Source organism: Streptomyces sp. NPDC055962, from assembly GCF_042270185.1.
In the GTDB taxonomy this organism is placed as follows: domain Bacteria; phylum Actinomycetota; class Actinomycetes; order Streptomycetales; family Streptomycetaceae; genus Streptomyces.
Map to the genome: position 1 here is coordinate 1 of NZ_JBHJYN010000002.1, position 12,874 is coordinate 12,874.

The 12,874-nt window shown below is 71.1% G+C and carries 10 protein-coding genes and 2 rRNA genes; 7 read left to right on the forward strand and 5 right to left on the reverse strand.

Annotation, left to right across the window (positions count from 1 at the left end):
• Together ACFC51_RS05395 and rrf are read left to right on the forward strand one after the other, a co-directional pair.
• Positions 1-73 (forward strand): 23S ribosomal RNA (locus ACFC51_RS05395); the annotation flags it as partial.
• A gap of 79 nt (positions 74-152) precedes the next feature.
• Positions 153-269: ribosomal RNA gene (gene rrf, locus ACFC51_RS05400) — 5S ribosomal RNA — on the forward strand.
• A 249-nt stretch (positions 270-518) separates the two neighbouring features.
• On the opposite strand, the gene ACFC51_RS05405 is transcribed toward rrf, so the two are convergent.
• The 5 genes from ACFC51_RS05405 to ACFC51_RS05425 are packed head-to-tail and all read right to left on the reverse strand — an operon-like array spanning position 519 to position 5,984.
• Positions 519-1,832: a DUF58 domain-containing protein gene (locus ACFC51_RS05405; protein WP_376527079.1), complete on the reverse strand. Its 1,314-nt coding sequence runs from the start codon at positions 1,830-1,832 to the stop codon at positions 519-521.
• A 10-nt stretch (positions 1,833-1,842) separates the two neighbouring features.
• Positions 1,843-2,859, reverse strand: a complete 1,017-nt coding sequence (locus tag ACFC51_RS05410; RefSeq protein ID WP_376527081.1) for an AAA family ATPase — start codon at positions 2,857-2,859, stop codon at positions 1,843-1,845.
• Entirely contained in the window at positions 2,856-4,082 is a 1,227-nt protein-coding gene (locus tag ACFC51_RS05415) for a DUF4350 domain-containing protein (RefSeq protein WP_376527083.1), read from the reverse strand. Before ACFC51_RS05415 ends, ACFC51_RS05410 begins: the two co-directional genes overlap by 4 nt.
• A complete protein-coding gene (locus ACFC51_RS05420) occupies positions 4,079-4,771 on the reverse strand; it encodes a DUF4129 domain-containing protein (RefSeq protein ID WP_376527084.1) in 693 nt (230 codons plus the stop codon). The genes ACFC51_RS05415 and ACFC51_RS05420 overlap by 4 nt, the downstream gene beginning before the upstream one ends.
• A gap of 4 nt (positions 4,772-4,775) precedes the next feature.
• Positions 4,776-5,984 (reverse strand): glycerophosphoryl diester phosphodiesterase membrane domain-containing protein, encoded by a 1,209-nt coding sequence (locus ACFC51_RS05425; protein WP_376378568.1) that lies wholly within the window; start codon positions 5,982-5,984, stop codon positions 4,776-4,778.
• A 140-nt stretch (positions 5,985-6,124) separates the two neighbouring features.
• Between ACFC51_RS05425 and mtnA the strand changes: the two genes are divergently transcribed.
• From mtnA to ACFC51_RS05450, 5 genes are all read left to right on the forward strand, one after another.
• Positions 6,125-7,270 carry an S-methyl-5-thioribose-1-phosphate isomerase gene (gene mtnA / locus ACFC51_RS05430; RefSeq protein ID WP_376378608.1) on the forward strand — a complete coding sequence of 382 codons (1,146 nt, stop codon included), beginning with the start codon at positions 6,125-6,127 and terminating at the stop codon, positions 7,268-7,270.
• A gap of 4 nt (positions 7,271-7,274) precedes the next feature.
• A complete protein-coding gene (gene mtrA, locus ACFC51_RS05435; protein ID WP_187282414.1) occupies positions 7,275-7,964 on the forward strand; it encodes a two-component system response regulator MtrA in 690 nt (229 codons plus the stop codon).
• A 1-nt stretch (position 7,965) separates the two neighbouring features.
• Positions 7,966-9,993, forward strand: coding sequence for an MtrAB system histidine kinase MtrB (gene mtrB / locus ACFC51_RS05440; protein WP_376527086.1), 2,028 nt, complete (start codon positions 7,966-7,968; stop codon positions 9,991-9,993).
• A 28-nt stretch (positions 9,994-10,021) separates the two neighbouring features.
• Entirely contained in the window at positions 10,022-11,848 is a 1,827-nt protein-coding gene (locus tag ACFC51_RS05445; protein WP_376527991.1) for an LpqB family beta-propeller domain-containing protein, read from the forward strand.
• Positions 11,849-11,971: 123 nt separating this feature from the next.
• On the forward strand, positions 11,972-12,700 hold the full coding sequence (locus ACFC51_RS05450) for a ComF family protein (protein WP_376378575.1): 729 nt from the start codon (positions 11,972-11,974) through the stop codon (positions 12,698-12,700).
• Positions 12,701-12,874: the final 174 nt, after the last annotated feature.

Below are 12,874 nucleotides of genomic sequence, written 5' to 3' on the forward strand. Positions count from 1 at the left end.
GTTGATAGGCCAGATGTGGAAGCCCGGTAACGGGTGGAGCTGACTGGTACTAATAGGCCGAGGGCTTGTCCTCAGTTGCTCGCGTCCACTGTGTTAGTTCTGAAATAACGAACGGCCGTGTTGTTGCCCGGTGTTGGTTAATTTCATAGTGTTTCGGTGGTCATTGCGTTAGGGAAACGCCCGGTTACATTCCGAACCCGGAAGCTAAGCCTTTCAGCGCCGATGGTACTGCAGGGGGGACCCTGTGGGAGAGTAGGACGCCGCCGAACAATTATTCCGGGAAAGCCCCGTGCCCTTGTGGCACGGGGCTTTTCTGCGTTCCGGGGCCTTTTGCACGGAGCCTCTGCGTGCGGAAGCCGCCCCACAGCCGGCTCAGCGGACTTGCTTGTCCTGCACCAGCTCTTCTTCCCTCTCGGCACCACGAGCTGTACTGAGTCGCTCGATCAGGGCCCTCCTGGTGGCTGCTACAGGACCTTGTCCCACAAGGGACGGACCGCGATGCCGGGTACATGTACGGCTCAGAGCCGGCCGGCCGCTTTGAGTGCGAGGTACGCGTCCGCCAGTGCCGGCGCGAGCTCCTCCGGCCCCGCATCGACGACGGTGACTCCATGACGGCGGAGCTGGTCCGCGGTGCGACGGCGCTGCAGCTGAGTCTGCGTGCCGGCCGCAGCCTCGTACGCCGCGTCCACTGTGCTCCGTGCACGGGCCATCGTCTCGACCTGAGGGTCCGCGACTGCCGCCACCAGGACGGTGTGGCGCTGAGTGAGCTGGGGGAGCACCGGTAGGAGGCCCTCCTCGATGGGAGCGGCATCCAGACTCGTGAGCAGCACGATCAGTGAGCGCTGGGGGGCGTTGGCCAGTGCTGCTGTGCTGAGACCGCGGGCGTCGGTCTCCACGAGTTCGGGCTCCAGGGTGGCCAACGCGCCGACGAGCGTCGACAGCACGTCCCCTCGTGCGGTCCTGCCCTGGACCTGGGCCCGGACACGACGGTCGTAGGCGAGGAGGTTCACACGGTCGCCCGCGCGGGTGGCGAGTGCGGTGAGCAGGAGCGTCGCGTCCATGGCGGCGTCGAGGCGGGGCACATCGCCCACCCGGCCCGCTGACGTCCGGCCCGTGTCGAGGACGACGAGGATGTGGCGGTCGCGCTCGGGACGCCAAGTGCGGACAGCGACCGCGGACTGGCGAGCGGTCGCCCGCCAGTCGATGGAGCGGGTGTCGTCCCCCGGCACGTAGGCGCGCAGGCTGTCGAACTCCGTGCCTTCGCCACGCGTGAGCACACTGGTACGGCCGTCGAGTTCGCGCAGCCGGGCGAGCCGCGACGGCAGGTGCTTCCGGCTCGTGAAGGGCGGCAGCACCCGGACCGTCCAGGGGACGCGGTGATACCCCTGGCGGGCTGCGAGTCCCAGCGGTCCGAACGACCTGACGGAGATGCGGTCGGCCCGGCGATCACCCCGTCGTGAGGGACGCAGCAGGGTCGTGAGGCGACGACGCTCACCGGGGGACAGGGCGAACTCGTGCCGGGACGCGGCCTGTTCTGCTTCCGAGGTCCAACTGCTGGGCGGCCAGGCATCGCGGAGGTGCGCGCGGAACCGGCGCCGGGACGGGTTGGTCACGGTGAGTTGCACGGCGGCGGTGTCGCCGAGTCGAACGGATGTGTCACCGGATCGGGTGAACTGCAGCGTTCGTACTGGCGCGGCCAGGGCGTAGTCGCACAGAATTGCCAGTGAGAGCGGGACATTGACCGCGAGCATGCCCGTCCAGCTCGGGGCCAGTACGCCTACGGGGAGTGACCCCAGGGCCGCCACCAAGGCGGCTCTTCCGGTGAGGGCCATGGTCACCGCCTCACCGGGGGACGGGGACGTGGGCGAGGACAGCGGTGATGACGGAGTCGGCGGTGACTCCTTCCATCTCCGCTTCGGGCCGCAGTTGCAGGCGATGGCGGAGCGTGGGCAGAGCGAGGGCCTTCACATCGTCCGGGATGACGTAGTCCCGGCCTGTGAGCCAGGCCCATGCCCGTGCGGTGGAGAGCAGGGCGGTGGCTCCTCGGGGGGAGGCGCCTAGGGTGAGCGAGGGGGATTCACGCGTGGCACGGCAGATATCCACGACATAGGCGGCGATCTCGGGTGAGACCGAGGTCTTGGCTACGGCGGCGCGGGCGGCTTCGAGGTCGGCGGGGCCGGCCACGGGCCGTATGCCCGCTGCTTCGAGGTCGCGGGGGTTGAACCCGTCCGCATGGCGGGTGAGCACGTTGATCTCGTCCTCGCGTGAGGGGAGAGGCACCGTCAGCTTGAGCAGGAAGCGGTCCAGTTGGGCCTCGGGCAGCGGGTAGGTGCCCTCGTACTCGACGGGGTTCTGGGTGGCGGCCACCAGGAAGGGGTCGGGCAGTGGCCGGGGGGTCCCGTCGACGGTGACCTGGCGTTCCTCCATGGCTTCCAGGAGTGAGGACTGAGTCTTGGGAGGGGTGCGGTTGATCTCGTCGGCCAGCAGGAGATTGGTGAACACCGGCCCGGGCTGGAAGGAGAACTCGGCGGTGCGGGCGTCGTAGACGAGGGAGCCCGTGACATCGCTCGGCATCAGATCGGGGGTGAACTGGACGCGCTTGGTGTCGAGTTCGAGTGAGGCGGCGAGAGCGCGGACCAGGAGGGTCTTCGCGACGCCGGGGACGCCCTCGAGGAGGACATGGCCCCGGCAGAGGAGCGCGACGACAAGTCCGGTGACGGCTGGGTCCTGGCCGACCACGGCCTTGGCGATCTCGGAGCGCAGAGCTTCCAGGGATGCGCGGGCGTTGTCGGAGCCCGCAGGGATCAGGGTCCCTGTGGTGGCCGCGGTCTCGGCGGTCTCCGGGGTCTGGGCGCTCATGACGTGCGTACCTCTCTTTCGAGGGCGTCGAGTTGATCGGTCAGAAGGACGAGTGCGGCGTCGTCGGCAGGGGCCGGGCCGAAGAGGAGGGTGCTGATGTCGCCACCGGGGGTGCTGAGGCGTGAGGCGACGGCGGGCAGGAGGACCGCGGGGGAATCGGCGTCGCGGGGGGCCACCCCGAGGAGGGGAGAGATACGGGTCCGTGTGGCGGCGCGCAGGGCCGAGGCCGCCCGGTCGCGGGCAGCGGCCTTGCGGTAGAGGCGGGCGCGTCCTTCGGTGGATTCCGAAGCGCGGACGGCCACCGGAAGCCGTTCGGTGACCAGCGGGCCGAGCCGTCGTCCGCGCCAGACTGCGGCGAGGACGGCCGCCAGGGCGAGCTGGAGGGTGCCCCAGAGCCAGCCCGAGGGGATGAGGTCGATGAATCCGCTCTCTCCGGCGGCCTCGTCGCCACCGCTGCCGTTGTCCGTTCCCGTGCCGCCCTCGGCGGCGGAGGGGTCGTCGAGTGAGGGGAGGTACCAGAGGAGATGCGGGTGGGGACCGAGGAGTTGCAGGCCGAGCGAGGCGTTGCCCTGCTGGTCGAGGCGATCGTTGTGGAGGACGTCGGGGGAGCCGAGCAGCACGGTGTCACCGGCGCCGCGGCCCGGCAGGACGAGGAGTGGGGCAGGGGCGAACCCGTTGTCCTGGTAGCAGGAGGTGGCGCCGGGCTCGTCCGTCGCGTAGTGGATGCCGCCCATGTGGCTGGCTCCCGCGGTACGGGCCGCGGGGAGTTCGCAGCGCGGAGGGCGGGCGGTCACGGGTCCGTGCGAGGCCTGTCGAACGCCGGGTGCGAGCCGGGTGACGGAGCTGCCACCCGGGGCGATCAGGACGGTGCGGCCCGCTGTGGCGGCGGCCGTGTGGAGGCGGTGCTGTTGGTGAGCCGTGAGGACGTTGGGGCCGGCGACGAGCAGGGTGGTGTCCGGTCCGATCGCACCCTCGGCCTCGTCGAGGGTGGTGACGACGTCGACGGACACTCCGCGCTCCTTGAGGAGCTCGGCGACGGCCCTGCTGCCGTAGGGGTCCGCGGAGCGGGGATCCAGCCGGCCATGCTGCCCACCGGAGTGGACAGCGGCGAAGGCCACTCCGGCGACGACGAGGACGAGGACGGCGAGCAGCACCCCCCGGACGCGAAGCCAGATCTGTTGGGGAGTGCGGGCATCGGACGTGGTGGGAAGGGTGGCGGTCATCCGGTGGCCCCCCGGCCCGTGCCGTGGGCCGACAAGGGCCTGGCGGACCTGAGATCCAGGTCGAGGGAGGTCAGCGCGGAGTACGCCGCCTCGTCCGCGGTCCGGCCGCCGTATGTGACGTCGTCGAAGACGCGGGCGGCGGCGCGGAGCCGGTCGGCGTGCGTCGGCAGCAGCCGGCCCGCCTCGGCGGCCGCCTCGTCCGCGGTGCGGCCGGGGCGAGGATCGAGGACGGCCCGGTCCTCCAGGGAGCGCACAAGGGCGCGCATCCGTTCCTGGACGGCCTCCGTCCAGCGCCGGGCCTCGGCGTGCGCGGCGGCCGCGGCACGGTGGTCGTGCGCGTTGCGAGTGGTGCTGCCGAAGAGGGCCTCCGGCGGACGGAGGGCCCGCTGCGGTGTGCCGAGTCTCCACCAGAGTGCGGCGACGAGACCGGCGGCGGCGAGGACGAGCACGACGAGCCCGAGCGGGCCGCCGGGTGCGGCCCCGGCGGCGTCGGCGAAGAGGTCGCCGATCCAGTCCCAGAAGCGGTCGAGGCCGCGTTCGAGGAGGTTCGGATCGTGCTCGTGGTACATCGGGTCCGACAGTTCGTCCCGTGCCGCTTCACGGGCGGGTAGCCGTGGGATGTCCACGGGTATGTCCTCGCTCGCCCGGATCAGCCGTACCGCAGCGGTGGTGCCCCCCACCCCCGTCACCGCATCAGCTCCTGGGATCGTCGTAGCCGGGCACGCCCGCGGCCCGTGCGAGGTCGAGGTCGAGCGCCTCGCGGCGGATGCGCTGGTCGACGTAGAGCAGGGCCATCACTCCCGCGGTGAAGGGGTAGGCGAGCGTCGAGATGATCACCTCGCCGATGCCCGTGATGATAAGGAAGGGCCAGCCGAACTCCGTCGAGGTGCTGTTCAGGAACTCGCTGATGCCGTCGCTCTCCACGGTCATGGCGATGATGCCGAACGGGATCGAGATGATCAAGGTCAGGATGATGACCAGCAGGTAGGTGAGCGCGAGGATGCCGAACGTCCGCCACCAGTTGTTCCTGACCAGCTTGGCGGACCGGCGCAGCGAGGTGAGCACGGACTGCCGTTCCAGCATCAGTGCCGGCGCAGCGAGCGTGAAGCGGATCATCAGCCAGAGGACCACGACGCAGGAGGCGACGAAGCCGAGGGCGGTCAGCGCGAGCCCGCCCGCGCCGTTGCCCAGGGCCAGGCCAGGGACCAGGCCGGCTGCCATGATCGCGGCGCTCATGAGGCTCAGCAGAAGGGTCAGGCCGAGCAGGGGCAGGAGCCGGGGGCGTGCCTCGGACCAGGCTTCGGAGAGTGTCACGCCGCGGCCGAGCACGGAGCGACTGATCACCACGGTGAGGACCGAGGTGGTGATCAGCGTGGCGATCATCGCGACGAGGGTGGTCGGGGCGCTGTTGAGCAGCTCGAACTGGAGCGAGTCGGTGGCCTGGCGGAGCGCCTCCGTGCCTGTGGCGTTCGGATCGATCGGCTCCTCCTTGGGCAGGAGGTAGCGCTGCACGAGGGTGATCACGATCTCGGCGATCACGGAGACGGTGAGGCTGATGCCGAGCACCGTCCGCCAGTGGGTGCGCATCGTGGACACCGCGCCGTCGAGGATCTCTCCGACGCCCAGGGGGCGGAGCGGGATGACACCGGGCTTCGCCGCCATCGGCGCGTGGCCCCAGCCAGGCCCTTGCGGCATGCCGCCCCAGCCCGGAGCCGGCGGAGGTGCGCCGGGGCCGTTGCCGGGAGCGCTCGGCGGGGACCACTGTCCCGGAGGCGGCTGTGCAGGAGACCACTGTCCGGCGGCACCGCTTCCGTCAACGGGGGACGAGGGCCTGGGAATGCCCGTCTCCTGGCCGTCGGAGGGGGCGGATCCGGGCGAAGCCCAGCCCGGAGAGTCGTTCATCGTTGCTCCTTCACCGTCCTGTCCGCTCATCGGGGCGGCAGGTTGCCAGCCATCGTGCCACGCGCCGGTCCGGTGCGGGCCGGGCGCTGTATCTCCTTCTTGCCTTCGTGCGCGAGCCGTTCAGCGGGCAGACTGGGCAGATGGCTGATCAGGACGCGCAAACGCCGGTGGGTATCGGCCCTCCGGCCCTTTCCGTACTCCGCTGGGACGAGCCGCCGGGGGGACCCGCCGTGGTCCTCCTCGACCAGACGAGGCTGCCCGCCGAGGAAGCCGAGCTGGTGTGCGGCGACGTGCCCGCGCTGGTGCGGGCGATCCAGGTGCTGGCAGTGCGGGGTGCGCCGCTGCTGGGTATCGCCGGGGGGTACGGGGTTGCTTTGGCGGCGGCCCGGGGCGAGGACGTGGCCAAGGCCGCCGAGCTGCTGGAGCAGGCGCGGCCCACCGCGGTGAATCTCGGGTACGGGGCGCGGCGGGTGGCAGCGAGGTACCGGGCGGCGGTGGTGGGCGGCTTCGGCCCGGAGGCGGCTGCCGCGGCGGCCCTCGCCGAGGCACGGGCCCTCCACGAGGAGGATGCGGCGGCCAGCGAGCGGATGGCTCAGTACGGTCTGGAGCTGCTGACGGAGCTCCTGCCGGCGGGCGGCCACCGGCTGCTCACCCACTGCAACACCGGGGCGCTGGTGTCCGGCGGTGCGGGGACGGCCTTCGCAGTGGCTCTGCGGGCGCACCGGGAGGGAAGCCTGCGGCAGCTGTGGGTGGACGAGACCCGGCCGCTTCTCCAGGGCGCCCGCCTGACGGCGTACGAGGCGCGGCGGAACGGGCTGCCGTACAGCTTGCTCACGGACAGTGCGGCGGGTTCGCTGTTTGCGGCGGGGGAGGTCGATGCCGTACTCATCGGGGCGGACCGCATCGCGGCGGACGGCTCGGTGGCCAACAAGGTGGGGAGCTATCCGCTGGCGGTGCTCGCGAAGTACCACCATGTGCCGTTCGTCGTCGTGGCGCCGACCACGACGGTCGATCCGAAAACGGTGGATGGTACATCGATCGTCGTGGAGCAACGTTCCGCGGCCGAAGTGACGGAGCTCACATTCGTGTCGGGTGCTCCGGCCGGGAGGGAAGGGGGCGGGACTGCTGTCGCACCCCCGGGAACCCAGGCGTACAACCCCGCATTCGACATCACGCCGCCCGAACTGGTCACGGCGATCGTCACGGAGGAGGGTGTGATTTCCCCGGTCACGGGGGTCGGACTGGCAGAGCTGTGTGCCAGGTCATCGCAGGTAACGATTAGCTAATGGGATGATGTCGTTTATGAAGGGACGCGTCCTTGTCGTCGACGACGACACCGCACTGGCCGAGATGCTCGGCATCGTGCTGCGTGGAGAAGGTTTCGAGCCGTCGTTCGTAGCGGACGGCGACAAGGCACTGGCTGCATTTCGTGAGGCCAAGCCGGACCTGGTGCTGCTGGACCTCATGCTGCCCGGACGGGACGGCATCGAGGTCTGCCGGCTGATCAGGGCCGAGTCAGGTGTGCCGATCGTCATGCTCACTGCCAAGAGCGACACGGTGGATGTGGTGGTGGGCCTGGAGTCCGGGGCCGACGACTACATCGTCAAGCCGTTCAAACCGAAGGAGTTGGTGGCCCGGATCAGGGCGCGTCTGCGGAGGTCCGAAGAGCCCGCGCCGGAGCAGCTCACCATCGGTGACCTGGTCATCGACGTGGCGGGCCACTCGGTGAAGCGGGAGGGGCAGTCCATCGCCCTCACCCCGCTGGAGTTCGACCTGCTGGTCGCGCTCGCGCGCAAGCCGTGGCAGGTCTTCACCCGTGAGGTACTGCTCGAGCAGGTGTGGGGCTACCGTCACGCCGCCGACACCCGTCTGGTGAACGTCCACGTCCAGCGGCTTCGCTCGAAGGTGGAGAAGGACCCGGAGCGGCCGGAGATCGTCGTGACCGTCCGCGGTGTCGGTTACAAGGCCGGACCGAGCTGACATGACCCTGGGCAGCGCTGCTCCGCCACCCGGGGGGTCCGGGGTCCGTCCGGAGCGGGCTGCCGGTCCGGCACGGAGGGCTCCCCGTTTCGGCCGTGTGCTGCGGGGCGGCCGGTTGTTCCACGACCGGACGCCCGGCGGCCCCGTGCCGCGGCTCCTGATGCGGTGGATCCGAGGGCCGCTGCTGCCCGCTGTCCGGCTGTGGCGGCGGAATCTGCAGCTGCGCGTCGTGGCGGGGACGCTGCTGATGTCGATCGGCGTGGTGCTGCTGCTGGGCTTCGTCGTGATCGGACAGGTGCGCAACGGCCTGCTCGAGGCGAAGGGGAAGGCCGCACAGACCCAGGCGGCCGGCGGTTTCGCGGCGGCTCAGGCGAACGCGAACGCACCGCTGGTCCCCGGGGACCAGACCGAGGAGGGCGCCGACGGCATGACGGCCAACACCTCCTGGCGCACCGAGCTCGTCGACCAGCTCGCCAGCGGTGGGGCGAACGCCTTCAACGTGGTGGCGCTCAGCCCCGACTCCGTGGGTCAGGGCACCAGCCGCGCCCCGCGGGGCTCGGGCAGCGTGGAGGCCTCGAGCATTCCGCAGAGGCTGAGGGACGACGTCGGCGAAGGTGCCGGCGCCTTCCAGACGTACTCGTTGATCCGGTACTCCTACGGCAAGGATCCCGAGCCCGGGCTGGTCGTGGGCAAGCGGCTCTACGACGTCGACCACAATCCGTACGAGCTGTACTACCTCTTCCCGCTCACGCAGGAGGAGAAGTCGCTCACCCTGGTCACGACGACACTGGCCACGGCGGGTCTGTTCGTGGTCGTGCTGCTCGGCGCCATCGCCTGGTTCGTGGTGCGCCAGGTCGTCACGCCCGTACGGATGGCGGCGGGGATCGCCGAGAGGCTCTCCGCGGGCCGGCTCCAGGAGCGGATGAAGGTCACCGGTGAGGACGACATCGCCCGCCTGGGCGAGGCCTTCAACAAGATGGCGCAGAACCTGCAGCTGAAGATCCAGCAGCTGGAGGAGCTCTCCCGCATGCAGCGGCGTTTCGTCTCGGACGTCAGCCACGAACTGCGCACCCCCCTGACCACCGTGCGCATGGCGGCCGACGTCATCCACGAGGCCCGGGTCGACTTCGACCCGGTCACGGCCCGTTCCGCGGAACTGCTGGGCGACCAGCTCGACCGTTTCGAGTCGCTGCTGTCCGACCTGCTGGAGATCAGCAGGTTCGACGCGGGCGCCGCGGCGCTGGAGGCCGAACCGATAGATCTGCGTACGGTCGTCCACCGGGTGATCGGCGGCGCCGAGCCCCTGGCGGAGCGCAAGGGCACCCGGATCCGGGTGGTGGGCGACGAACAGCCCGTGGTCGCGGAGGCCGACGCGCGCCGGGTCGAGCGGGTCCTGCGCAATCTCGTCGTCAACGCCGTCGAGCACGGCGAGGGCCGGGACGTCATCGTGCACATGGGCGTCGCCCAGGGTGCCGTGGCCGTCGCGGTCAGGGACTACGGGGTGGGACTCAAGCCGGGCGAGGCGACCCGGGTCTTCAACCGCTTCTGGCGGGCGGACCCGGCGCGTGCCCGCACCACCGGTGGCACCGGGCTCGGACTGTCGATCGCCGTCGAGGACGCCCGGCTGCACGGCGGCTGGCTGCAGGCCTGGGGCGAACCCGGTGGGGGCTCGCAGTTCCGGCTGACGCTGCCGCGCACGGCCGACGAGCCCCTGCGCGGGTCGCCGATACCGCTGGAGCCGGAGGACTCACGGCGCAACCGGGAGGAACGCGAGCGGGCGGAGGCGGCCCGGCCCACCGACAGCCGGCGCGCATCCGTACCGAACCAGACCGGTTCAGCGGCGCACTCGCATCTGAAGGTGCCGGCGCACAACCAGGCCGCGGCGCGTACACCGGCATCGGTCCATCCGGCGGCGCTGCCGGGCAACGGAGCACGTGTGGTGTCGCGTCCGGCCGGGGACCGCCCGGGCGGGGGCGCCGACCCGGAGACGCAGGATCCGCAGCAGGAGGACACGACTCGTGGACAGTGAACGCCGTCGGGGCGGTCATGGCCGGGCGGTGCGGCTGTCCGCGCTGATCGGATGCGGCGCGGTGGTGCTCGCCGGGTGCGGGGCGATGCCGGTCACCGGCGACGTGAAGCCGGTCGACGCCTCGCAGCCGGGTGATTCACAGGTGCAGGTGTACGCCGTGCCGCCGAGGGAGGGCGCCGCGCCCATCGAGGTCGTCGACGGCTTCCTGGAGTCCATGACCAGCGACGACCCCGACTTCCGGACCACGCGCACGTATCTGACCGCGGAGGCCGCGCGCACCTGGCAGCCGGGCCAGGGCACCACGGTGCTCGCGAAGGCGCCCAACCGCAACGGACCCACGATCCACGACAAGGAACGCAGGTCCGCCGAGACCACCTACACCCTGACCGGCGAACAGGTGGCGGCGGTCGACGCGCAGAGTTCGTACCAGCCGCTGGCCCCGTCGGAGTACTCCCAGATGCTCCACCTGGTCAAGGAGAAGGGGGCGGACGGCAAGCAGGAGTGGCGCATCGACATCGTGCCCGACGGGCTGGTGCTCGGACAGTCCGACTTCAAGCGTCTCTACCGCTCCGTGAACAAGTACTACTTCGCCGCCGGGCGTGCCGACGACGCGTCCGCGCTGGTCGCCGACCCCGTCTACGTCCGGAACCGTACGGATCCCGTGACGCGGATGGACACGGCCACCCAGACGGTACGGACGCTGCTGGAAGGCCCGTCGAACTGGCTGCGGCCGGTGGTCGATTCGCGCTTCCCCGCCGGTACGGCGCTGAAGCCAGGGGTCACCTCCCTGACGACGGACGACCAGAACGTCCTGAAGGTGCCGCTCAACAAGAAGGCCGACCGGGTGGGGCAGGAGGCCTGCCGGATGATGGCGGCCCAGGTGCTCTTCACCCTGCGGGACCTCACGTCCGCCCGGGTGGGACAGGTCGAGCTGCAGGGCGCGCGGGGTCCGCTGTGCTCGCTGGGGGCCGACGAGGCGGAGGAATTCGCTTCGGACGACGGTTCCGCCGGTCCCGACAGCCAGTACTTCGTCGACGACAAGGGGCATGTGCAGCGCATCCCCGGAAGCAGCAAGGGCAGTGGGGAACCCGAGCCGGTGACCGGTCCGCTGGGCAGTGGGCCGGTGGCCATGAGCGCCGTCGGTGTGGCCCGCGACGAGGAGCAGGCCGCCGCGGTCTCGGCGAACCAGCAGCATCTGTACGTCTCCTCCCTCACCGAGGAGAGCGAGCCCGCCGCACCCGTGGTGACCAGCCGCGCGAAGAAGCCTTCCGACCGGCTGTCCGCTCCGAGCTGGGACGGCAGGGGTGATCTGTGGGTCGCCGACCGTGACCCGGCGGATCCCCGGCTGCTGCGTCTCGTGGACGGCGCGGGGGAGCCGCAGGAGGTCTCGGTACCCGGTCTGGACGGCGGACGGATCGAGGGGCTGCGGATGTCGGCCGACGGGGTCCGGATCGCCCTGCAGGTGTCCAGGGACGGGCACACGACGCTGAGCATCGGCCGGGTCGAGCGGCACGGTTCGGGCGATGCCGAGCAGGTGTCGGTCGAGGACCTGCGCCAGGCCGCCCCGCAACTCGCCGATGTGACGGCCGTTTCCTGGTCCGGTCGCAGCCGGCTCGTGGTGGTCGGCAAGGAGGAGGGCGGTGTGCAGCAGGTGCGTTACGTGCAGGCCGACGGGTCGACGTCGTCCTCCGGCGTTCTGCCCGGTGTGAACCAGGTGACGACGGTCGCCGCCGCCGACGACGAGCAACTGCCGCTGATGGCCGACACCGAGAGCGACGGGATAGTGAAGCTGTCGCCGGGAGACAACTGGCAGACGGTTCTCAAGGAGGGCTCCTCGCTGGTCTACCCGGGCTGAGCGGGGGCTCCGCCCGGGGACGTGCCCGGTGGTCCACGGGTGCGCCCGGGGACGTGCCCGGTGGTCCGCAGGGGGTTTTCCACAGGGGTGGCCGGGTCTCCGCAGCCCCGGCACAGTGGGGTTGTGCGGAGTTGGTGGCGGGAGATCGCCGGACTGGTGCTGCCGGTGGCCTGTGGAGGCTGCGGCAGGCCGCGGACGGAGCTGTGCGAGGAGTGCGCCGGCGCGCTGGCCGCCGTGCCCCGGAGGGTGAGACCGGTGCCCGAGCCCGCGGGTCTGCCCATGGTCCACGCGGCGGCCCCCTACGAGAACGCCGTACGCGCGACGCTGCTGGCCCACAAGGAGCGAGGGGCACTCGGCCTGGCCGGGGCACTCGGCGGGGCGCTGGCGGCGGCTGTGCGGGCCGGAGCGGGGCACGTGGGGGACGCGGGGCCTCTGCTGCTCGTCCCCGTCCCGTCGTCGCCGCGGGCCACGGCTGCGCGCGGACACGACCCCGCGCGCAGGATCGCTCTCGCGGCCGCGGCCGCGCTGCGGCGCGGGGGCGTGGCGGCCCGGGTGCTCGCGGTGCTGGGACAGCGGCGCGCCGTGGCCGATCAGGCGGGGCTGAAGGCCGGGGAGCGGCACGCGAACCTCGCCGGCGCGCTGGCCGTGGCCGACGGCGGCCGGAGGCTGCTCCAGGGGGCCCGGATCGTGCTGGTGGACGACGTGCTGACGACCGGGTCCTCACTGGCCGAGGCGGCCCGCGCGGTACGTGCCGTGCGGGGGGCGGACCGTGCCGACGGCAGCACGGCGGAGCCCCTGCGCGCAGCGGTTGTCGCAGCTTCTCCGTCTGCTTTCGAATTAAACCGGAACTGACAAATAACTTGCATCGTTGCAGGTAGTGAGTGGGTAAAGCGGCCCGATCGGAGGTACGCGTGAGTAGCGGGTGCCGACACGGCGGTGGGCAGGCTATGTTCGGTTGTGAGGGACGGTGAATTCCGTACCTCGACGAATGCGCCACCAGGTTTCGGGCAGGTAACTCACCAGCAA